This is a genomic window from Nostoc sp. DSM 114167, assembly GCF_052692655.1.
Map to the genome: position 1 here is coordinate 8,434,770 of NZ_CP195116.1, position 21,822 is coordinate 8,456,591.

A 21,822-nucleotide genomic window follows, 5' to 3' on the forward strand; every position below is an offset into this window, starting at 1 on the left:
CGATCGCCCGCAATCACACGACAAAAACTAACTTGTCCTTCATTCCTAATTTTTAGTTCCCAATCCCATTTTCAAGGCAGAAAAGTAGTTTTAGCTGCCAATACAATCTCTGATTATATATCAAGCAAATAAGTAGCTTGAAAATTATTGTTTAGTATCCATAGCTAAATGAAAAAAACTATTAATTATCTTGTGTGTTGCATCGCTTCATAATATGATTCAAATAATTTCAATTTAAATGATAATATTTCTCAGAGATTGCCATTGTGTCTTTAGGTACAACCAAGTAGTGTGATTGAGTGTAAGCGGATAAATGAAGTTAGATAAATTGTTTCAAAGCCTGCTGCTGACAGGTACGGTTGTTCTTTGTATCAGCACTCCTTCTAAAGGCGAGGAAGTACGAGAAGATGTTCAAGGCAAATCTTTTACCCAAGTGATAGGGAAATCTACTTCACCCCAAACAGCACCTGGTAAAGCAAGTAAAAACATTCTCCAACTCAGCGAAATCAAACTTCCCGCAACTAGCGCTCAAATGCTAGTACAGACACCAACACCAACCAACCCCCCAAATTTAGAACAAAGAAGTGGGGATCGAGTTGTACCAATCATAGGAGTTAAAGCCAATCCTACAGACAAAGGTGTGGAGTTGATTTTAGAGACGACTCGTGGGGAAGAACTACAAGTTAAAAATCTCAGTACGGGTAATAATTTTATTGCAGATATACCTGGCGCACAGTTGCGTTTAGCATCGGGAGAAGCTTTTATATTTCGTTCAGAAAAACCACTTGCAGAAATTACTGAGATAACAGTTACAAATGTTGATGCCAATACTGTCCGATTGACGGTGGTGGGTGAAAAAAGTTTACCCACAGTTGAGTTATTCGATGATAATACAGGGCTGGTGTTTGGTATAAATTCTGCGGCAATAGCAACTTCTCCACCGCAGCAACCCCAAACACCACAAGATCAACAAAAGCCAGCAAGCGAGACACCGCAGCAAGAACCAACAGCACAGCAGGATGAGCCAATTGAGTTGTTGGTGACGGGGGAGCAAGATACGTATAACGCATCAGAAACGTCAACTGCTACTAAAACCGACACACCATTGCGCGATATTCCCCAATCGATTCAGGTGGTGCCACGACAGGTGCTAGAAGATCGCAAGGTAAGAAGTTTAAAAGAGGCAGTGGAAACAGTCAGTGGCGTTGTTGATGCAGGAAGCAACTTCGGTGCGCCTTCAGGAGGCAGAATCATCAGAGGATTTGTGCAGCTCGGGAATTTCCGCAATGGCTATCGAGATACAGGTTACAATAATGATAGCTTTTCGCTGACAGGCATTGGGACGATCGAACAAGTAGAGGTTCTCAAAGGCCCCGCTTCAGTTCTATTTGGTGCTGTAGAACCGGGTGGAATCGTCAATGTTACTACCAAACAACCTTTGAGTGAACCCTACTACAGTCTCGGATTTGAAGCGGGGAATTTTGGCTATTATCAGCCCAGCATCGACTTCTCAGGGCCATTAAATGCCGATAAAACTGTACTCTATCGGTTTATTGCTAACTATCAAAATTCGGAGGGGTTTCAAGATTCCGTCAACACAAATATAACCACGATCGCACCCTCAATCAGTTTGAAATTGGGCGATCGAACAGACCTGAATCTATACTATGAATACACTAACTATAATGGATATCCGAATCAGTCTGGTAGTTGGTTTTTCAGTGATGGTAGCTTCCTGCCTCGGAATCTCTTTCTCGGCTATCCTGATTTAACCTTTATTGATGCCAAGACTCAAAAATTTGGCTACATCCTGAATCAAAAGTTGAGCAACAACTGGCAGATTCGTAACAATTTTTCAGTGGCTACTACTAGAACTAGAGACGCATTTGCTGGAGGATTAGATATAGTAGACGATAGTTCGCTAGTAGGTATTAACGCTGAAAGACGTGGATACTCAATAGATAATTATTTTGGACAGATCGACTTGCTTGGAAAGTTTAAGACGGGATCGATTTCGCACCAACTTTTAGTGGGTTTTGATTTTAATCGCAATGTTCAGACTTTTGAGGCTTTGATTTCCGATTCGCCTCTTCCCAATCTAGATATCTTCAACCCAGATTACAATATTTCAAATCCCACATATATTCCAAATTATAGTTTCGATTCATCTACCCAATCTTACGGTGCTTACCTTCAGGATCAAGTTAGTATTTTAGACAATCTAAAGCTATTAATTGGCGGGCGCTTAGATTGGGTTTCACAAAATCAGACAAATAGCGGAATTGATTCTCCCGAACAAAATGATAGTGCTTTCAGCCCCCGAGTTGGGTTGGTGTATCAGCCGAGTAAATCGGTTTCTCTCTACACCAGCTATAGTCAATCTTTTCTTCCTACCTCTGGATTCAATCCTGATAATAGAGCGTTTAAGCCGACCAAAGGAACCCAATATGAAGCAGGCATTAAAACTGATTTTCTAGACGGAAAGCTTTCAACAACATTGGCAGTCTATCAAATCACCAAGACGAATGTTACAATACCGGATCAAAATAACCGTGATTTCCAGATTCAAGTAGGCGAGCAAAGGAGTCGAGGGATTGAGTTAGATGTCGCGGGTGAGATTCTACCAGGGTGGAAAGTGATCGGTTCTTATGCCTATACTGATGCAGAAGTTACCGAGGATATTGATATTTCTGTAGGTAATAAATTGCTGGGTGTGCCAGAAAATCAAGCTAGCCTCTGGACAACTTATGAAATCCAGAAGGGCAATCTCAAAGGTTTGGGATTTGGTTTAGGGCTTTTTTATGTGGGTGAGCGGGCGGCACTTTCAGACAACTCGGTTGAATTACCCAATTACTTGCGTACTGATGCGGCGATTTTCTACCGTAGAGATCGCTTTAACGCTGCGATGAATATTCGTAATCTATTTGATACGGACTATTTCAGTTCTACCTACGGTTACACTTTAGGTCTTGAAAGAGGCGCACCCTTTACAATCATCGGCTCTATTCGTTGGGAGCTTTAACTCGCTGTTGTGTTGGTAATCGGTTGGACAACGTGTTGCAATTATTCTATTGATACTTATCCTCAATGTTTTTACGTCGCTTCATCTATCTACTATTATTAGGAGTTTTGATGTTTGTACTTATTTCGGCTTGTAGCAAGAATCTGAATTATAGTGCTACAAGCTTGAAACAGCCAACGCAAAACTGCCGAAAGGTAGAACATTTGATGGGAAAGACTTGTATCCCTCTGCATCCGCAACGAGTTGTCACACTATGGTCAAGTTTTTTGGCTGATATTTTAGCATTGGGGATTAAACCAATTGCAACGGGATATGATTCTAGTGAGCCTTTTCCAAAATATCTTCGAGACCAAGTAGATGGAGTTGATTTGATTGGAAGCGAAAATGAACCAAACCTCGAAAAGATTTTGCTCCTGAAACCCGACCTAATTTTGGCTCATCCTTATATTCTGAATGTTTATTACAAGCAGATATCTAAGATTTCGCCTACGGTCATAATAGGGCATCCCGATTTACTCACTCGTCGTTGGGATCGAGATTTGCTAGACCTTGGCAAGGTCTTGAATAAAGAAGAAGCTGTCAATCAATTAATGAAAGAATATTGGCAGCGCATTGAAAAACTTAAACAAGCTTTGGGTAATCGCCGTCACCAAATGCAGGTTTCAGTTGCTTCGATAAAACCATTCTCTGGAATTTGGTCTTATGGCGAAAAAAGTCCTGTTGGCAGAGTCCTTAATGATATTGGGCTAAAACGCCCATCCTCACAAAGGGGGGATTTTTTCTATATAGAAAATATTTCTGAAGAGCGTCTGTCTGATATTGATGGTGATGTTCTCTTCTTTTTATCCTGGGGAAGCAAAAGTGCTAAGGAGACTTTAGAAAAGCTCCAACAAAAACCTTTGTGGCGACAACTTAAAGCGGTTCAACGAAATCAAGTTTATTTCGTTGACGGGTTGTCCTGGCATGAAGGCGATATCTTTGCAATCAATACAATAATTGATGATTTTTTTAGATACCTGATCGACCGTCCCAGGTTTTAGCACCTCACTAAATCGCATTGCTCCCCTTGTAGTCTTATTAAAGGATTAAAACTAAATTACCCATAACTACTAAACTGCTTCCTAATATCCATTTTCAAGTTTAATGGTTCTCCTAGAAAAATAGCCGAAAACAATAAATGTGATTTGAATGATAATTTCAGTAGACCGAAAAGTTTTGCGATCGTTAATTGTGACTTAAAGGAAAAGATTGCCGGAAATTAAAAGATAAGCTTGCCGAACCCTGATTCAGACTGGCTTTAAGCATTTTCAACTGAACGTCGAGCTTCCCAAAAAGCATCCACAACTTCCTTTTTCCATAAAACAGAGGGTTTAGCCATAAACTGACGAATATTTTTAAGTGTAGGATTAATACCCTGAGCATAAAGTTGTAGAACAATTTGTTGAACTTCCAAACAACCTGGTTGAATCACTTCCAAGCAACGCAATAAAGTTCCCGACCGTTGTATAGAAAAGTGGCTTAATACCGAAGCGATCGCAGGCAGTAAAAAACCTGCCTCGCTTCATCCCATAAAATAAATGCGAATTCACCCCGCAAATATTGCAAACATTCGATGCTAAATTTTTCATAAAGATGAAGTACAATTTCGCTGTCAGAATGGGTACTAAATCGATGACCCAAGTTTTTTAACTGATGCTTTCTAACTTACAACCAGCTGGTATCAGAGGTAATTGGCGATCGCTTTGGGGCATCTTTGGCATTAATAGCGATCGCTTCCTCAAAACTATTTTATCCCAGTTGCTGGTAGCCAACCCAGTCCAGAAGCTTTGCTTGTTGGTTGTCTATTTGGCGATCGCTGTTCCTTCGCTGAAAATCCAAACGGTATGAGTCATTAAATTTTGAATTTTAGATTTTCCTTCAATTCAAAGTCTAAAATTCAAAATGATTTTACCGTAAACGTCCCGATCGCAATGTACTAACAATTAACCACAAACCCAATAAACTAGCGACGGCAAACAGGGTGGTGCTTAAAAAAGATAGCTGTGTTGTCTGCGCTTTGGTAGAAATAATTGCTGCACCCATAATCAGTGAACCCACTAATATACTATAAGATAGTCGATTCGCTGCATCGTCCATCGTGCGCCGCACACCATCTAATCCTCGCAACGATAAATTCCACTGTAAGGTTTCTGATGTAACTCGGTCTAATAACAGTTCAATTTGACGGGGTGATTGGAGAGAGAGACTTTTAATATCTAAGGCTGTTCGTAATAGCGATCGCACTGGATTATCGCCCAGTAATTGCCGACGAAACAAGTCTGTAATTAATGGTTTGACTTCATCAAAAAAGTTAAGCTCTGGGTTGAATGTCCGCGCTACACCCTCTAAATTCGCTAGGGTTTTGGCATACAAACCCATATTACTAGGCAACCTAATTTTATTGTTGCGGGCAACTTGTAAAACTTCATAAATTATCTGACTGAAGTTTATTTGTGTGAGGCTGACATTGTGATACTTTCGCAACATGCGATCGTAATCATTTTCTAACCGCGACAAAATCACTGGTTGAGCAGAATCTGATAGCTGTAAAGTTAACTGAGCGCACCTTTGAGCATCTAAATCAACGATCGCTAACAACATCTCTGTTAATATCTGCTGTGTTCGGGGATCGAGTCTTCCCACCATGCCACAATCTAAGAGGGCAACACGACCATCTTTGAGATAAAACAAGTTTCCTGGATGGGGATCGGCGTGAAAAAAGCCATCAATATATAATTGCTGGAAAAATACTCGAAATAACAAAGTAGTTATTTCTTTACGCTTTTCGGCAGGATCTTTAACATTGGGGTCACTATTCAAATCCGCCTCCAAGAACGGTATCCCATCCAGCCATTCCATTACCAGTAACTTTGGTGTAGTCAATTCCCAGTTAATTTCCGCAACCACTATTTGTGTGGGATCGTACCAGCGACTCTGAGATAAGTTGCGCCGCAGTTGGTCTGTAAAACCCGCTTCCCGTGTAAAATCCAATTCGGCTTCTAAGGCTTTGGTAAATTCTTCGGCGATGGATTTGATTTCGTAGGTTTGCCCAAAATCAGTCCGCGCCACTAAATCGGCAATACCTTGAATTAAAGCAATATCTTGACCAATAGTAATATCAATTCCTGGACGTTGCACTTTGAGAGCGACTTCTCGACCGTCTGCTAGTGTAGCTCGATGTGTTTGAGCAATCGATCCTGCGGCTACGGGGATCGGGTTAACTGTGCTAAAGGTTTCTGCTAATGGACGTTTTAATTCTTTGCGGAGAATTATTTCTATCTCTGACCAAGGAACTGGTGGTACTTCATCTTGTAGAGTTGACAATTCCTCAATATAGGAAGCGCTCAGTAAGTCAGGGCGGGTAGACATTAACTGACCAAGTTTGACGTAAACTGGGCCCAAGTCTACCAGAATATTTTTTAAAACCGCAGGTGTCGGCAGCTGCGGTTCATCAGCTTTGCCACCAGTAAGTAACCTTCGCATATAGTCCCAGCCATTGCGAAGGAAGACTTCCAGGATTTCTCGTTGACGGGGAACAGTTTGGGTGAGGAACATTTTTATAAAAAACTCAAAGAGGCAGAGGAGTTAAAGAGGTAGGCAGCAGGGAATGACAATACAACGGAAATCGGCTCTAGTTTTGGTGCTTGTTAAAATTTTGCTAGCTGCCGCACATTCTTGAAATCTTTTTATGGATGATTGTACGGCTTGGTGGAGCTTCTGTTCGTTCAGCATCCGTTTGACGTAACTAGAGCAGGAATCTCCACCGTGTAATAAGCGATGGGAACAAGAAAATCCTTTGGACGGAGAAATGTATTTTTGATAGGCAGTAATAGAATCGATTGCTATTGTCTTGGCCAGAGGCTCAAAGCTAATAATGTCCATAACTGTCAGATAAAATAACGGACAGTCAAGTTATAATGGGAAAACAGACTTTTTCGCCTCTGCCAAGGGTTCTAACTTTTATAGCAGGTCGGTAAATCGGGAATCGCTTTGGATAATTTTAAGGATCTGCTTGATTTCCTGGGTACGTTCTTTTTTGACAACGAGGGTGACATTGCGATCGCGCACAATCACCACATCCTCTAAACCAATAGTAACAACTACATCTTCTGGATTTGAGGCGTAAATAATCGCCCCTTGCGTATCTAAACCTACGTGAGTAGCAAGTTCTACATTGGGAGTCTCTTCCGTTTTCAGTAAGCGTTCGATCGCATTCCAATCTCCTAAATCATCCCAACCAAAATCAACTGGCAAAACGTATGCTAGAGTTGTCTTTTCCATTAACGCATAGTCTATACTCTTCTTAGGCAACTGGGGATAGATATCAGGGCCATGTTGTTCTAAAGGTTCGATAATTTCTGGAGCATGGGTATGTAGTTCCTTGAGAACAACCCCTGCCCGAAAAACGAACATTCCACTATTCCAGCTAAAACGTCCCGTAGATAAAAAAGTCTCTGCCGTTTCTCGGTCGGGCTTTTCAGTAAAGCGGTTCACGTGATAAGCTGGCAACTCATTAAAGCTACCTATTTTTTCACCTTGTTCAATGTAGCCGTAGCCGGTTGATGGAAAAGTAGGCTTGATCCCCAGTGTAACGATCGCTGCTGTGCTTGTTGCCAGTTGCGTAGCTGCATTTAATGTGCGTGCAAACGCCTCTTGGTCAGCAATCCAGTGGTCAGCAGGGAAAAAGCCAATCACAGCGTCTTCACCATAGCGCTGTTTGATTTCTAAACTTGTCCAAGCAACGGCGGCGGCGGTGTCTCTGCCTTCCGATTCAATTAGTAAATTTTCAACTGGTAAATCGGGTAGTTGTTGTCTTATGCCTTCAGCTATCTGACTAGAAGTGATAACCCACAAGGAATCCCATCCGCCACAGAGTTCAATCAATCGATCGGCGGTTGCTTGTAATAGACTTCTAGAGCTACCATCAAGACTTAAAAATTGCTTGGGTCGGTCTTTGCGGCTTAGGGGCCAAAAACGTTCACCTTTACCACCAGCTAGGATTACGGGGAACAATAAAGTATTCATGTTGTCATACACGCCTACCGAAGAACATTACAAGTTTACAGTGAGCTTTTCCACTGGCAATATTTGTAGCTTGGATTAACATACTTTTAGGGAGTGGTTGAGTGGGGAGATAATTGTGATAAAACAAGTCGAATGGTCGGAAAATCCGGTTACGTCTGGGCAAGTAGTATTTGAAAGTGACGTGGGATCGTCGCAACTTCAACGGACAGAAAATCAAGTAACACCAGCACCAGTAGCCGACTCAGAGGAAGAGCAGGTCGAACTAAACCAGCCAGCGAATCCGAACCGTAGCGTCATCGAATCTGTGGGCGCGTTTCCAAATCAGCTTTCTGAGAGACTGGGCTTAACCATGCCTCGATGGCTGTTATGGTTTATGACGGTTGTCATTGGCATCATCTTATCTGGGCTGCTGGTGTCAACGTTAGCGCTGTGGACTCCTTTATGGAGCAATCTAGATCGAACAGATGACGATTTAGGAACCGCTGCTAAAGACGAAGTAAAAATCCCATTACCAGGAGAGTTATGGGGTCAACTCTCCCAGTACAAGCTTTCACGTCCGATGAATATTTTAATCATGGGGATTGAACCAGTCAGCGGTACCGTTGATGGCTCACCAGAAAGCTTTGCCGGGAAAAGCGACTCCATGCTGCTGGTACGACTTAATCCTAGTGAAAAATCTGTAAGAGTGCTTTCCATTCCCAGAGATACAATGATCGCCATCCCCGAAAAGGGAGAAAAGGGATTAACTAAGGTATCTGATGCCAATGCCAAAGGCGGCCCAGTCTTGGCTGCACGGGTAGTTAGCCGTACCTTAAACAACGCCCCAATCGATCGTTATATCCGTATTTCTACGAGCGGCTTGCGGCAGTTAGTCGATCAGTTAGGCGGTGTAGAAGTCTTTGTTCCTCAATCAATGGAATATAAAGACTCCAGCAGTCGGCTATCGATTAATTTAGTCAGTGGCTGGCAAACCCTGAATGGCGAACAAGCAGAACAGTTTGCCCGATTCCGCGAACCAGGTTTAGGAGATTTGCCGAGAGTCCAGCGTCAGCAAGCACTTGTGGCAGCCTTGTTGCAACGCTTAAATAGTCCCACCATCTTACCCAGGTTGCCTCAATTAACTCGCCTAATGCGAAAATATTTTGATACCAACCTGAAGATGGAAGAAATGATGGCGTTGGTCAATTTCGGACTTAACCTAGATCGGGATAATTTCCAAATGACTGTGTTGCCTGGTACCTTTAGCCGTTTTAGCAAAGACCCCGATAGCTATTGGCTGAATATGACTGGACAACAGAGCCTGTTGAATGATTATGTTGGGGTAAATATACCTGGTCTAAAGCCAGATATGCGTCAGGTTCCTAACCTCAAAATTGCTATTCAAAATGCTTCAAATCAACCTCAGCTAACTGAAAAAGTTATTGCTTATCTTAAACAGAAAGGCTTTAATAATATTTACAAAGTGCCTGATTGGCCGGATACCCAACGTCAAACTCAGATTATTGTCCAAAAAGGCAACCGACGAGTTGGGGTTGATTTGCAAAAAGTCTTAGGCTTGGGTCAAATCGAGGTAGCGGCGATTGGTGATTTAGAATCCGATCTGACAATCCGCATTGGTAAAGATTGGAAATAGCTAAGAGTCATTAGTCATTAGTCATTGGTCATTGGTCAAATGACAAAGCGCAAAATCTGAGCGGGGGTTTCCTCCGCTCAGAACTTTGTAAGATAGAACTAATGACAAAGGACTACTGAGAAATAATAAAGTTATGAAAAAGATTTTACTGCGCTTTTTGGGTTTGATTGTAATTTTGCTACTAGCCTTTGGGTGGATAATACTTAATCCCAAACCAGCTTTTGCTCAGATAAACACAATCAATTACAACAATATAAATTTAGAAAATCGTGACTTTTCTCATGCTGATTTGGCAGGTGTAACTTTTGTTGCAGCAGAAATGCGGGGGACAAATTTTCAAGGAGCAAATTTAACCAACGCAATTCTGACTAAAGGAGTTTTATTAAAGGCAAATTTGGAAGATGCGAACTTGAGCGGCGCTTTAGTCGATCGCGCCACTATGGATGGTGCTAACCTGAAAAATGCCATATTTACGGAAGCAACTTTGACCCGCAGCCGCTTTTATGATGCTGATGTCACTGGCGCTGATTTTACCGATGCTTTAATTGACCGCTATCAAGTGTCGCTGCTGTGTGAAAGAGCCGATGGCGTAAATCCAGTTACAGGTATGTCAACGCGAGATAGTTTGGGTTGTAAGTGAAGAATCTCGGCGTTGAGCATAAAATAGAGATATTTTATCGGAATATGGAAAATAAAGCTTCTTTTTTAGATTATGTATTATTAATTACAAATTTGCTTTTATTTTGGTATTTTCTCAAAGGTAAAAATATAAAAATTCATGAGCAAACACAAAATAAACTTAATTTTACTATTCAACCCAAGTTGCTTCGATTTCTTGGGTTATTTTTTGGACAAGTAGGGATAATTTTATTATTTGCTATTTTCGCGATCATACCAGTTACACAACTTAGTTGTTACCGTGTTCCGCAAAATTTACAAGCTTCTAGTATTGAGCAAAAGTCATCAAAAATTATATGTAAATTGCGAGAATTTCGACAGGTTCATTTATAAACTGTAATTTTGATAAAGAATCAAATAGTTTAACTCTCAGCCGCTATAGATGGTTTGGGACATTGGGAAAAGCAGTTTTTCTTTACTCGTTGAATGAAATTGTCGAGATTAAAGTTGAAAGCTCTTCTAGCGAAGATGGCTTTGTTTATCGGGTTAGCTTAACGTTAATATCTGGTGAAACCGTATCTTTAAGTGGCTGCTATAGTTCTGGATTTGAAGAAAAACAAGAAATAGTTAAGACGATCAAAAGTTTTCTCGCTTCAAATTAGTAGCTGTTTATACTAATTCTGCCGCTTTCTCAACATCAACTCTGCGATCGCATCCCAAAAAACGATCCTAAACTCTAAAGAAAATAAATTATTATATTGATTCAGGTGGTGCTGTATTAGTCTGTTATGATGCCTTCGGGGAACGGAGGAAACCTCTACTTATCCTGGTTCCCCTATTTTAAATTGACTGAGATTGTTAAAAATCAGTAGCCTCTAATTATCAATGGGAATTTCAATTAAAAACTCTGTTCCTTCTCCTGGTTTAGAGGAACATTTCATCTGACCATGATGTTTTTCTACTACTATTTGATGGCTAATAGACAATCCTAAACCCGTACCTTTACCTGGTGCTTTGGTAGTGAAGAAAGGATCGAATATATGCGATCGCACCTCTTCTGGAATCCCAAGACCATTATCAGCGATTCTTATTACAACCTGGTTATTAATGGCTTGCGTATTAATCCAGATAGTCAAGGGTATTCTCGGACACGTTTGTAATAATTTCAAATACCTTTGCTGTATAGTGTTAAACTTTTCCTCTAATGCATCAATACTGTTACTCAAAAGATTCATAAACACTTGGTTTAATTGTGCGGGATAGCATTCGAGCAAAGGTAAACTATCATATTGTTTAACAATCTCAATTGCTGGACGTTCATTATTATTTTTGAGGCGATGCCCTAAAATTAACAAAGTACTATCCAACCCTTCATGAATATCTACTGGCTTCAATTCAGCCTCATCTGTACGAGAGAAGTTTCGCAGTGATAGCACAATATCACAAATCCGCTCTGTTCCTACTTTCATAGACTCAAGGGTTTTCGGTAAATCTTCGATGATAAAGTCTAAATCACTCTTGTTGATTTGCTCTTGGATAGTTGGCAATATTGAAGAGTGTTGACGGTAAAGATTCACTACCTTGAGCAGTTCTTGAGTATATTCATTTAAATGAATAAGATTGCCAAAAATAAAACTGATAGGATTGTTGATTTCATGGGCAACTCCAGCAAGTAGTTGTCCTAATCCTGCCATTTTTTCACCCTGAATTAACCTAGTCTGAGTTTGTTTTAATTCTTGCAGAGTCTGAGTAAGTTCTAAAGTTTGACGTTTAGTTTGTTCGAGTAATTCTGCTTGCTGAATCGCAATTCCTAATTGCACCCCAACTTGAGCCAGTAAATTAATTTCCTCTTCTTTCCAATAACGTGGTTGCGAATTTTGATAAGCAACTAATAATCCCCATAATTTTTCACCTTCCCGAATCGGTACAAAGGTTTCGTTACGCGGAAGTTCGTTATCGTCGTCTGTATCCTCAAAAGTTTCTATAATCGTTGGTTGGGTTTGTGCAACTGGTTTCCAACCATCTTTAAAGGAATCTGCTACAAATTTACCGCTCCAATCCGGGTTGAAACGGTAGATTGCAATTCGCTCGACTTCAAGTAACTCTCGCACAGCGTGAGTAGTAGTTCTAAAAATAGTTTTAATATCGAGTGACTGGCGGATTTTATCAATAGTTGCAGCCAGTAGTTCTTGGCGTTCCATTGATTTTTCGCGTTCAGTGGCTTCTGCTAACTGGATAACTTGCATTTGAACTTGTTTTAAATAAGAATCCTGTTTTAATGCAACTCCTAATTGCTCGGCTATTTGACTGGTAAATTCAATTTCAGAGGGTTGCCAGTAGCGAGGAGCAGTGCATTGGTGAATACACAGCAATCCCCAAAGTTCACCTTTTTTTAATAGAGGTGCGACCATATTTGCCCGTACTTGAAATTTTTCTAAGATTTGGACGTAGCAACCGGGGAACTTTCCTTGATAAATATCAGCGATCGCATTTACTCGACCTTGAGCATAAAGAGGTGCAAAGTTTTCTCCGAAACAATAGTCATAAACTTTTTCTGCCATTACCGAGTTACACTCAGGCACAAAATCTTCAGAAATAAATTCTCCTTCCCAATCTTTTTGCGGGTCAAAACGAAAAACTGCCACTCGGTCTGCTTGCAGCATTTGCCGAACCTCAGTGACAGTAGTTTGGAAGATTGTATCTAAATCTAGAGACTCCCTAATCCGAGTAATCACGCTAGTTAATGTTTTTTGTTGCTCTGCTTGGTACTGAGCGTATGCCAGTAACTTATGGTGTCGCACTGCTACACCAATTTGTGTGCCGATTTTGGTCAGTGATTCGACTTCATGAGATTGCCACTCTCTGGGTGAAGCATTTTGATAGGCAGCGATGATTCCCCAAAGTTGATCTCCTTGGAGAATCGGGGCAGTAGCAAAGGCTTTTGCTTGGAATTGCTCCAACAGAGCCACATGGCAGTTTGTTAATCCACCTTGGTAAATATCATTAACTATAAAAGTCTGGTTGTGAACGTAACGCCCGCCTTGCGTCTGTTGTAAATAACTATCAGCGATCGCAGGCAGAAGACCAACTAAAGGAGTCCAACCTTCAGTAAATGATTCAGCAACAAAGTTACCACTCCAATCGGGATTGAAGCTAAAGATGGCAACTCGGTCAGCTTGCAACAGTTTACGTATTTCTTGAGTTGTGGTTTTAAAGATAGTTTCAATATCAAGGGGTGAGCGAATTTCATCGACAATTTTAGCTATTACTTGGTCGCGCTGAACTGCTTGAGCCAATTTTGCAGCTTGCAATTTGACTTCATGAAGATGCTTTGCTTGTTGAATCGCAACAATAAGATGGTCAGCAATTTGACGAATAAACTCAATTTCCGATTCTTTCCATTCACGAGTCTCACTGCACTGATGAACGCAAAGCAATCCCCACAGTTCCTGCTTCCGCGATAGAGGAACAACGAGGTTGGCCTGCACCTGAAATTTGCTCAAAATTTCCAGATGACAATCACTCAGTCCCGCATTGTAAATATCTGCTACTGCTTGCACTCTACCTTGTTGATAACTAGAAGCAAATTGTTCTCCAAAGCAGTGGTCATAAACTTTTATTGCCATTGCTGAGTTCCAGCCAGTTGCAACATCTTCAGAAACAAATTCTCCCTGCCAGTTTTGTTCGCGGTCGAACTGGAAGACTGCTACTCGGTCAGCATTTAGTAACTGACGCACTTGTGTAACAGTCGTTTGAAAAATTTTTTCTAAGTCAAGAGATTCCCGAATTCGGACAATTACACTCGCCAGAGCTTTTTGTTGCTCTAGTTGCTCTTGAAGTTGAGCGCTTGATAAAAGAAGTTGATTTTCTGTGAAATTTGAATTGGGTTCCATTGCTCTGGATTATCTCGTTTTTTATACAAGGGTTCCTCAGACCAAACTTCATGGGGTTAACAAGTGTCAAAAATATGACAAACTGCAAAGTTTTACAGTCTTCAACTGGCCGCGTCCAGGATTCACCAATTTCAGATGGATAGCAACTTGTTGGGGTAGGGACAAATGGGCGCTTTGGGACTGAGTACTGGGTACTAGGAAATAAAATATGAGTAAGATTTGTTTGGGATTCAAATCTCGCCCGATATCCAGTCCTTAGTCTCCAATCCCCAATCCCTAGTTCAACTATTTCCCAGAAGATGGTTATTGTTATAGTTCCCCTTTCTCGATCTATCCTTGTAATGGATTAAAAAATAATTTTGGCTTGTACACAAAAGAGGAGATGACTAAGTACACAATTGTGTAAATTCGTCGCCAATTGAGGGTTTAATTTAAAACACAGAGGAGCGCAAAGCTTATTTGAGTATATTCACTATAAACTGAAGCAAAGCTGTCACTAAGTTATTGTTGTCGGGGTAAATCAGAAAATCGGTCTGACCCTTTTGAAATCGCAATCTAACTAACTTGTAATTCGCTGTATTATCGCAATTCAGGAATTTAATTTTGAGCGTAGGCGAGCATTTACCGTAGACATCGCTTTGTCTTTGCCGTTGGCGTAGCCCGCATTTGGAAGAGGCTGAGGGGCTGAGGGGCTGAGGGGCTGAGGGGCTGAGGGGTAGAGGGGAAAAACTTACTGCAACTTCTCCCCTGCTCCCCTGCTCCCCATCTCCCCTGCTCCCCTGCACAAGCACAGGCTTTGAGTATCGGTGAGAAATCCGGGGTAGGCATTTAAAATTACTAATTTGTCAAAATTTACCTGACAGACTGCAAAATTTCAGGTTAAATGTTTTAAAGTATGCACTCTGCAAGAGTTGTCGGGTATTATTCGTGACACAACAAGATCAAAAACCCTCTCGTTCTTTCGCTGGAATTGCTGGCATTGTTGCCGCAGCCACATTAATTAGTAAAGTCTTCGGTTTAGTGCGGCAGCAGGCGATCGCTGCCGCGTTTGGTGTTGGTGCTGCTGCCACCGCCTATAGTTATGCCTATATTATCCCTGGCTTTCTATTAATCTTACTTGGTGGCGTAAATGGGCCATTACACAGTGCGATCGTCAGCGTTTTAGCCAAGCGTCGGCGAGAAGAAGCGGCTCCTTTAGTGGAAACCGTGACAACGCTGGTAGCTGGATTGCTGTTGCTGTTGACAGTGGCTCAAGTTCTGTTTGCGGATGCGATCGTTGATTTAGTCGGTCATGGTTTGCAAGAAACAACCAGAGCGATCGCAATTCAACAACTCCGCATTATGGCCCCAATGGCTTTATTTGCCGGTTTAATTGGCATTGGCTTTGGTACTCTCAATACAGCCAATCAATATTGGTTACTCTCTATTAGTCCTTTATTATCTAGTATTACCGTTGTTGGCGGTATTGCAATCTTGGCGATGCAACTGGGCAAGGACATTATTAAACCGGAGTACGCTTTAATCGGGGGAATGGTTTTAGCTTGGGGAACCTTGGCAGGAGCAATTCTCCAGTGGATAGTGCAGCTAATTGTTCAATGGCGGTTAGGATTAGGGACATTACGCTTGCGGTTTGATTTTAAATCCCCAGGCGTTCAAGAAGTAATTAAAATCATGACTCCGGCAACAGTTTCCTCTGGAATGATGCCAATTAATGTTGCCACTGACCTTTATTTTGCTAGTCCTATCCCTGGCGCGGCGGCGGGATTTAACTATGCCAATCTATTAGTCCAAACTCCGTTAGGGATTATTTCTAATATCATTTTGCTGCCTTTATTACCGATATTTGCTAAACTATCTAGCCCCGAAAATTGGCAGGATTTAAAATTACGGATTCGCCAAGGACTGCTACTCACTGCTTTTACCATGCTACCGTTAGGGGCGTTGATGGTGGCGCTATCTGTACCTATTGTACAGGTGGTATATGAGCGCGGTGCTTTCAAGCCAGAAGCCACACAGCTAGTTTCGTCCTTGTTAGTCGCTTACGGAATTGGGATGTTTGTCTATTTGGGGCGTGATGTTTTGGTGCGGGTATTCTATGCTTTAGGCGATGGACAGACACCTTTTCGCATCAGTATTTTTAACATCTTGCTCAACATTATATTAGATTGGTTTTTCGTTAAACCTTTTGGCGCTCCCGGTTTGGTATTAGCAACGGTGGGTGTAAATTGTAGCTCAATGTTAATGCTGTTATGGTTGCTCGATCGCAAACTCAATGGTTTACCTTGGCGCGAGTGGAGTTTGCCGATTCTGGGTTTGGCTGGTGGTAGCGTAGTTGCTGGGGTCGCAAGTTATGGGACTTTGTTTGCTTGTGGGCAAGTGTTAGGTAAAACGGGTTTACTGATTTTGGTGTTGCAATTGTGTATATCTGGTTTCGTGGGAATTGCGGTGTTTGCGGCGATCGCTTCCTGGCTGAAAATACCAGAGGTAAATATTTTTATCTCTCGTCTACGTCAGCGGTTTTTAAAGAAATAACTGTTATCTAAATAGAATTCAGGAGTCAGGAATCAGAAGTCAGTATGAATTGGAGTCCGAAAAACCGGATAGCGCAGCGTAAAGACAAGACAGTGGCGAGTCTGAATCTTCCACTTTCTTGTTCTGAATTCTGACTCCTGAATTCTGACTTCTGAATTCTTCAATCAAATATTTCAGTTGTTGTACCCAGGTGGGTGAGAAATAATTCAGCCACTTGGGTGAACCAGATGCGTGAGGTTACATTTTGTAAAAAAAGAGATTCTAGTACTAGAGAAGATTGATTTTACTTAACTCTAGTGAGAATAATTCTATGAAACTTACAAAATTAGCTGCCTCTGCATTTGCTGTTGCTTCCATTGTCCTCTCAGCCGGCATTGCATCTGCTCAAACAGCAGTTACTAACGGTACTAACGGTAATTACATCGGTGCTGGTGTTGCGGTTGGTGCAACCAGTGGCGGACAAGGAAACGATGAAGCACAAATTGGTGGTAATATTCAAGGACGATACGCCGTACCCAATGCGCCTGTTTCACTGCGGGGTTCTGTGTTGTATGGTGGTGATGCTGCTGCAATTATGCCCATAGTCACTTATGATGCGCCCATCGCCAAAAATACTAACGTTTACTTCGGTGGTGGTTATTCCTTTGTAACTGACGAAGGTCAAAAAACTCCATTGGGCAATCGGAATTCACCTGTAGTTACCCTTGGTGTTGAATCAGAAGTTAGCAAAAATGTCATTGCCTACGGCGATACTAAATGGGGTATTGACGCCTACAGAAATAGTGATGCTGATGCTGTCAGCTTCCAAGCCGGATTAGGCTATCGCTTTTAGTAATTACAAGCTAGAAAACAGCCTATTCACAAGCTAAAGCAATGCTGTTTACCAGCCGTAATCGTAATTCATTCTTTCATACCTGAGTATTCTATTCAGGTATGAATAGTTTTTATTGATGATTTTGATAAAAAATGATATTGGCTAGTATTGATAGTTTCTTTTAAAGTGAAATGAGTAATTGAGAATACATGTATAAGATATTACTCATGAAAAAGATTAATCCTACTCCAGAAATAGTTGGTGAAACAACTGACGTAGAATCTTGGCTGATGCGAGCGGGGCTAAGATTTTCCGATTTAGGTAACGATGCTGCAAGTATTGCAATCCGTAGGCAATGGCGAGAATACCAAGCCGCAGTTCACAAATGCTGTGTAACCCTACATCAACCACCATCACACGTTCAACTAAGCGGCGACTATGCCAGCTTGAGAATACCTAGTGGCAATACGGTTCGGATAAGCATTGTAAACTCACCAATTGCATTTGGGGAAAAGGTTAATGGGTAAGGGTTAAAGGTTTTTTCTTTCCCTTTCCCCTTTCCCCTTATCCCCAGAGGGGGCCCCACCTTCCCCTTTAACCGAACCGTATTGTACCTGGTGGCACATCAACCAATTGTGCGATCGCCTGTCGAATCGTCCCTAGTCCCTTAAACTAATAATCCTGTTGCACGCCGTTTACTACTGGCTTAACTTGCGAAAATGGATCGGTGCCGCCACCCCAGTTAAAATCACTAATCCGGATGCTGAAGCCGCCTAACTCCAGCACCGGATTGTAACGTAAGGTAATGCCATAGGTGCGACGGCTATATTCCAAAATGTAATCGGTGCTAGTTTCTTTACCAGTATCCAAGTTAACAGATGTTTGGAAGCCTAAGCGAAAAGGGCCGTAGATTTGCTGTGATATTCCAGCAGTCAATACTTGGTTATCAACGGAGCGGTCGAACAAAAAGGGTGATAATCCGCTATTTAAGCCTTGAGAGTAACTGACATTAAAGGCGGTATAGTCGAAAAAAGGTCGGGAAAAATGACCAATTTGCCCTTGTAAGCCAATTGTACCAATTAGTGTGCTTTGGTTATCACCATTGGTGTAATAACTGGTAGTACCTGTAAGGCTAGCGATCGCTAGCAAGTAAGGAACTACAGGGGTAGCGGTGTATCGTAACCCCTCACTGGCAGTGGGTGGTAATGGTTTTCCCTGCCACAGCAACAGCCCTTTACTAAGGGTAGCACTGGCTTGTAAACGACCCAGTGAAATGCGATCGTTTTCCCGCACTGGTTCTAGCAAGTCTGGGCGATCGGTGTTGGCATCAATATACTGGGCACTTGCCTGATAGTTGAGGTTGATGCCACTTTTTCCTAAAGGAATTACCGGAGAGCTAATAATGCCGCCAAAACTGCTCTGGACAGTTTGAAAACCTAAAGTACCGTTGTAGAGACGATCGCGGTAGTTATATTGCACATTCAATGTATGGGGAAGAGAAGTGCCTAATGTCTGGCGCAATCCTAAATTGATTCGCAAATTGTCTTCCACGTGATTCAAGTTAAAACTAGTTAACTCCCCAGTTCCCTGAATTATCGTCCGTGGACTCAAAACAGAATTTATCTTGGTCTTCACACCAAACAGTGAGCCTAAGTCACCCACGCCTTCTTGCACACCTCTCTGTAATAATAACTGGGGCGTTATTGTCCAGCGTGTTTGCTCTGTATCAATTAGTGGAAAGCCACGCTCAATATACAAACCACCCCGATCTTTTCCATCGTAGCCGGGGGAGACTATTGCAGGTGAAACGTCCCGCTCTCGGCGGTCAATAGTCCGCTCATTAATCGGAATTGGTAAGGAGACGCTTTGATCCAATACCAAACGCTGATTCTGTGTCCTGATCCGGTCTACCAAGGGTGATTCTCGCGTCAGAGTTACTGTATTTGCACGCAACTCTAGTTCTGGGGGCGAAAAAGGATCGTTGGTGATGCGGACATTGCTTGCTTGCCAGCCTTGCGGATAAAAATCAATTTGTTCAGCTTCAAACCTGAGCCGATTGACTACACCCCCTGTTTTCGATCGCGGGATGTTGCTAGCATTTGACTGACCACCAAATGTCACATTAATTCCTCCAGGGCTACTCACACCGGAAAGGGGCTGATTAGCTCGAATGCGATCGCTAGGCGGAAGTCTTGAAACTCCACCAGCACTTACAGCCGTGGGTGAAAAAGCAAAATCTGTTTGGGCTGAGGGTACGTAAATTTCTCCTCTACCATTTTCCAGTTCCCCACGATCTTGAACGAAGTTATAGGTAAAGCGTTGTCCGCGCAGTATCTGATCGCCCCGTGTTAAGATGACGTTGCCTTCACCGGCAGCTATCAAGTTGTCCAAATTAACTTGCAGGCGATCGGCATCCACCACTGCCCCATCAAATCGCACAATTACATTACCTACAGCTGTAATAATTCGCTGTTTCTCGTCATACTCTTGCCGATCTGAAGTGACTTCTACAGTTCTTGGCCCGGCTGGCGGTGTAGTAGCTGGCGCAGTTGTACCAGATGGTTGAGCTTGTGGCTGAGTGGTATTTACTTGTGGTGTAGGCGTTGGTACTTGGCTTTGTTGCTGGACTTGAGACTTAAATTCTACAGTGATGGGCGCTGAGAGTTGGTTTGTGGGCTTACGAGATTTAAATGTTATAAAATTTTGTACTGATTGAGACTTCGGTGCTAGATCGGCAGCAGATAAAGAGATATTGTCTTTTTTTAGAGACTGTTGTGTAGTAATATCGCCTTGCTGTTTTTGTTGGGTTAACTTCTCAGCTAAAATTTCTGCTTTGGATTTGTCTAACTTGTTACTGTTGGTGACAGTTGGGGCGATTTGAAGAGAGCGTGGAGATTGAGCGACAAGGGGACTTGGAGAAACTTTATAGCTAAAGCTAGAAGAGTCCAAAAAGGTTGGTTTTTGTCCGCCACTAGAGTTTGGATTTAGCGAACGCTGACTGAGTTTTTGAGAAGGCTCATCTTTTGCATTTTGGTCTGAAGCCTCCGCTTCGACTTTTCTTTGCATCTCCCGTTTGCGCAGTGCCGACATCAGAAGTTCCGAGTGGCGGGGTTCGACGCTCGGACTTGTCTTTGTGTCTTTTTTAACTTGGCGATTAGAGGTTGTAACCTCTTGCGTGGGATAACCAACAACCAGTGGCTGCCCCAAAAGCCCAGCAGTTGCAGAACCGGGGAGTGGGGAACCTTCTGGTGGAAAGGTTTCTGGTGAATGAGGTACAGAAGCAGTTTCAGCAACTACCAAGCGCTCTTGAGTTGAGTCGATCGGAGTTGACAATAAAAGATCGCTTTTAGTGTTACCCGAAATTGCCAACTGAGCCAAATTCTTGGGCTGCTTGGATTTGTCTGTGTTTTCGTGTGTTCCAGTATCTACACCTGAAAGAAACTTTTTATGACTAGCAGATGAGGCGGGATTTACAGGTTGTAAAGATTCAAAGATAGGAGGCGGATTAGGTGGCAGAACTGGATGAAGCATAACTGAGCAAAATCGGGCTAACAAACAGCCAAATGACAAAGGGAAGGATAAACATACATTTTGCCTTCCGACTGTCGCCTTCTGCTACCTACAGCAAGCTACTTGGAGAAAGAAACTTACTAAATTTTCGCTTAGTAAGTTTCCGTGGCGTTTAGTATTTTCCGCCTTCCAAAGTCGCGGATGATTTATCGCCCTTTTACTCTAAGTCCCGACGGCCGGGGTTACGAGCTGGATCGTTCGACAAAAATCCGAAGATGAAGATAGTTACGAAGAAGGCAACAACTATATAAACAGCGATTTTTAAAGTCAGCATAGAAATATCTCCAACGGGTAAAACAAAGAAAGCTGTTCTTTCAGTATCTGCAATGCAGAAAAGATAGCTACTTTATATTACCCAAATCTCGTCCCTTTTTTAGAGGACTCTGGGGACTCAAGACTAGGAATGTCTATCCTACGGTTATTGATAATGTACAAGATGTCAGTTGTCTGACTTGTAGATGCCCTTAAGAAAGATAACTCAGAGGCGTTTACCCTTGTGACGTTGACTGATGGCAAAGGTTTCCCAAAAAAGGCAACAGCTTACAGGGGATAGTTACTATTCCCCATGCCCTTCAGGAGTGCTGAGTGCTGAGTTAGGAGTGCTGAGTTAAGAGTTAGGAGTTAGGAGTTAGGAGTTAGGAGTTTTGTTTATCTCCTTGTCCCCTTGTCCCCTTGT

General features: G+C 42.2%; 17 protein-coding genes. 9 read left to right on the top strand and 8 right to left on the bottom strand.

What is annotated here, in order from left to right; all coding sequences use genetic code 11:
* Nucleotides 1–313 precede the first annotated feature (313 nt).
* Both NSTC731_RS35445 and NSTC731_RS35450 read left to right on the top strand, forming a co-directional pair.
* Nucleotides 314–3,022: a TonB-dependent siderophore receptor gene (locus NSTC731_RS35445; RefSeq protein ID WP_445629024.1), complete on the top strand. Its 2,709-nt coding sequence runs from the start codon at nt 314–316 to the stop codon at nt 3,020–3,022.
* 110 nt (nt 3,023–3,132) lie between these two features.
* Complete coding sequence (locus NSTC731_RS35450) at nt 3,133–4,062, top strand: iron-siderophore ABC transporter substrate-binding protein (RefSeq protein WP_445629025.1); 930 nt, start codon at nt 3,133–3,135, stop codon at nt 4,060–4,062.
* Nucleotides 4,063–4,319: 257 nt separating this feature from the next.
* Here the strand turns inward: NSTC731_RS35450 and NSTC731_RS35455 are convergent, their stop codons facing one another.
* Together NSTC731_RS35455 and NSTC731_RS35460 are read right to left on the bottom strand one after the other, a co-directional pair.
* The gene (locus NSTC731_RS35455; RefSeq protein ID WP_445629026.1) at nt 4,320–4,493 is read right to left on the bottom strand and encodes a hypothetical protein; all 174 of its coding nucleotides are present in this window, start codon (nt 4,491–4,493) and stop codon (nt 4,320–4,322) included.
* A 47-nt stretch (nt 4,494–4,540) separates the two neighbouring features.
* Entirely contained in the window at nt 4,541–4,702 is a 162-nt protein-coding gene (locus tag NSTC731_RS35460; RefSeq protein ID WP_445629027.1) for a hypothetical protein, read from the bottom strand.
* A gap of 12 nt (nt 4,703–4,714) precedes the next feature.
* Here NSTC731_RS35460 and NSTC731_RS35465 point away from each other — a divergent pair, with 12 nt between their 5' ends.
* A complete protein-coding gene (locus NSTC731_RS35465) occupies nt 4,715–4,909 on the top strand; it encodes a hypothetical protein (protein ID WP_445629028.1) in 195 nt (64 codons plus the stop codon).
* A gap of 60 nt (nt 4,910–4,969) precedes the next feature.
* On the opposite strand, the gene NSTC731_RS35470 is transcribed toward NSTC731_RS35465, so the two are convergent.
* From NSTC731_RS35470 to NSTC731_RS35480, 3 genes are all read right to left on the bottom strand, one after another.
* On the bottom strand, nt 4,970–6,616 hold the full coding sequence (locus NSTC731_RS35470) for an ABC1 kinase family protein (protein ID WP_445629029.1): 1,647 nt from the start codon (nt 6,614–6,616) through the stop codon (nt 4,970–4,972).
* Between the two features lie 30 nt (nt 6,617–6,646).
* A complete protein-coding gene (gene yidD, locus NSTC731_RS35475; RefSeq protein ID WP_445629030.1) occupies nt 6,647–6,943 on the bottom strand; it encodes a membrane protein insertion efficiency factor YidD in 297 nt (98 codons plus the stop codon).
* Nucleotides 6,944–7,021: 78 nt separating this feature from the next.
* On the bottom strand, nt 7,022–8,086 hold the full coding sequence (locus NSTC731_RS35480; protein ID WP_445629031.1) for a mannose-1-phosphate guanylyltransferase: 1,065 nt from the start codon (nt 8,084–8,086) through the stop codon (nt 7,022–7,024).
* A gap of 115 nt (nt 8,087–8,201) precedes the next feature.
* On the opposite strand from NSTC731_RS35480, the gene NSTC731_RS35485 reads away from it, so the two are divergent.
* From NSTC731_RS35485 to NSTC731_RS35495, 3 genes are all read left to right on the top strand, one after another.
* Nucleotides 8,202–9,719, top strand: coding sequence for an LCP family protein (locus NSTC731_RS35485; RefSeq protein ID WP_445629032.1), 1,518 nt, complete (start codon nt 8,202–8,204; stop codon nt 9,717–9,719).
* A gap of 133 nt (nt 9,720–9,852) precedes the next feature.
* On the top strand, nt 9,853–10,359 hold the full coding sequence (locus NSTC731_RS35490) for a pentapeptide repeat-containing protein (protein ID WP_322703928.1): 507 nt from the start codon (nt 9,853–9,855) through the stop codon (nt 10,357–10,359).
* A 44-nt stretch (nt 10,360–10,403) separates the two neighbouring features.
* Entirely contained in the window at nt 10,404–10,730 is a 327-nt protein-coding gene (locus tag NSTC731_RS35495) for a hypothetical protein (protein ID WP_445629033.1), read from the top strand.
* Between the two features lie 482 nt (nt 10,731–11,212).
* On the opposite strand, the gene NSTC731_RS35500 is transcribed toward NSTC731_RS35495, so the two are convergent.
* Nucleotides 11,213–14,230 carry a GAF domain-containing sensor histidine kinase gene (locus tag NSTC731_RS35500; protein WP_445629034.1) on the bottom strand — a complete coding sequence of 1,006 codons (3,018 nt, stop codon included), beginning with the start codon at nt 14,228–14,230 and terminating at the stop codon, nt 11,213–11,215.
* Nucleotides 14,231–15,157: 927 nt separating this feature from the next.
* On the opposite strand from NSTC731_RS35500, the gene murJ reads away from it, so the two are divergent.
* From murJ to NSTC731_RS35515, 3 genes are all read left to right on the top strand, one after another.
* A complete protein-coding gene (murJ, locus tag NSTC731_RS35505; RefSeq protein ID WP_445629035.1) occupies nt 15,158–16,762 on the top strand; it encodes a murein biosynthesis integral membrane protein MurJ in 1,605 nt (534 codons plus the stop codon).
* Between the two features lie 310 nt (nt 16,763–17,072).
* Nucleotides 17,073–17,594, top strand: a complete 522-nt coding sequence (locus NSTC731_RS35510; protein ID WP_445629036.1) for an outer membrane beta-barrel protein — start codon at nt 17,073–17,075, stop codon at nt 17,592–17,594.
* 209 nt (nt 17,595–17,803) lie between these two features.
* A complete protein-coding gene (locus tag NSTC731_RS35515; RefSeq protein ID WP_445629037.1) occupies nt 17,804–18,103 on the top strand; it encodes a hypothetical protein in 300 nt (99 codons plus the stop codon).
* A gap of 145 nt (nt 18,104–18,248) precedes the next feature.
* Here NSTC731_RS35515 and NSTC731_RS35520 read toward each other — a convergent pair whose 3' ends face one another.
* The gene (locus tag NSTC731_RS35520; protein WP_445629038.1) at nt 18,249–21,107 is read right to left on the bottom strand and encodes a DUF3769 domain-containing protein; all 2,859 of its coding nucleotides are present in this window, start codon (nt 21,105–21,107) and stop codon (nt 18,249–18,251) included.
* A 196-nt stretch (nt 21,108–21,303) separates the two neighbouring features.
* Nucleotides 21,304–21,420, bottom strand: coding sequence for a photosystem II reaction center protein I (locus NSTC731_RS35525; protein WP_041566417.1), 117 nt, complete (start codon nt 21,418–21,420; stop codon nt 21,304–21,306).
* Between the last annotated feature and the right edge of the window lie 402 nt (nt 21,421–21,822).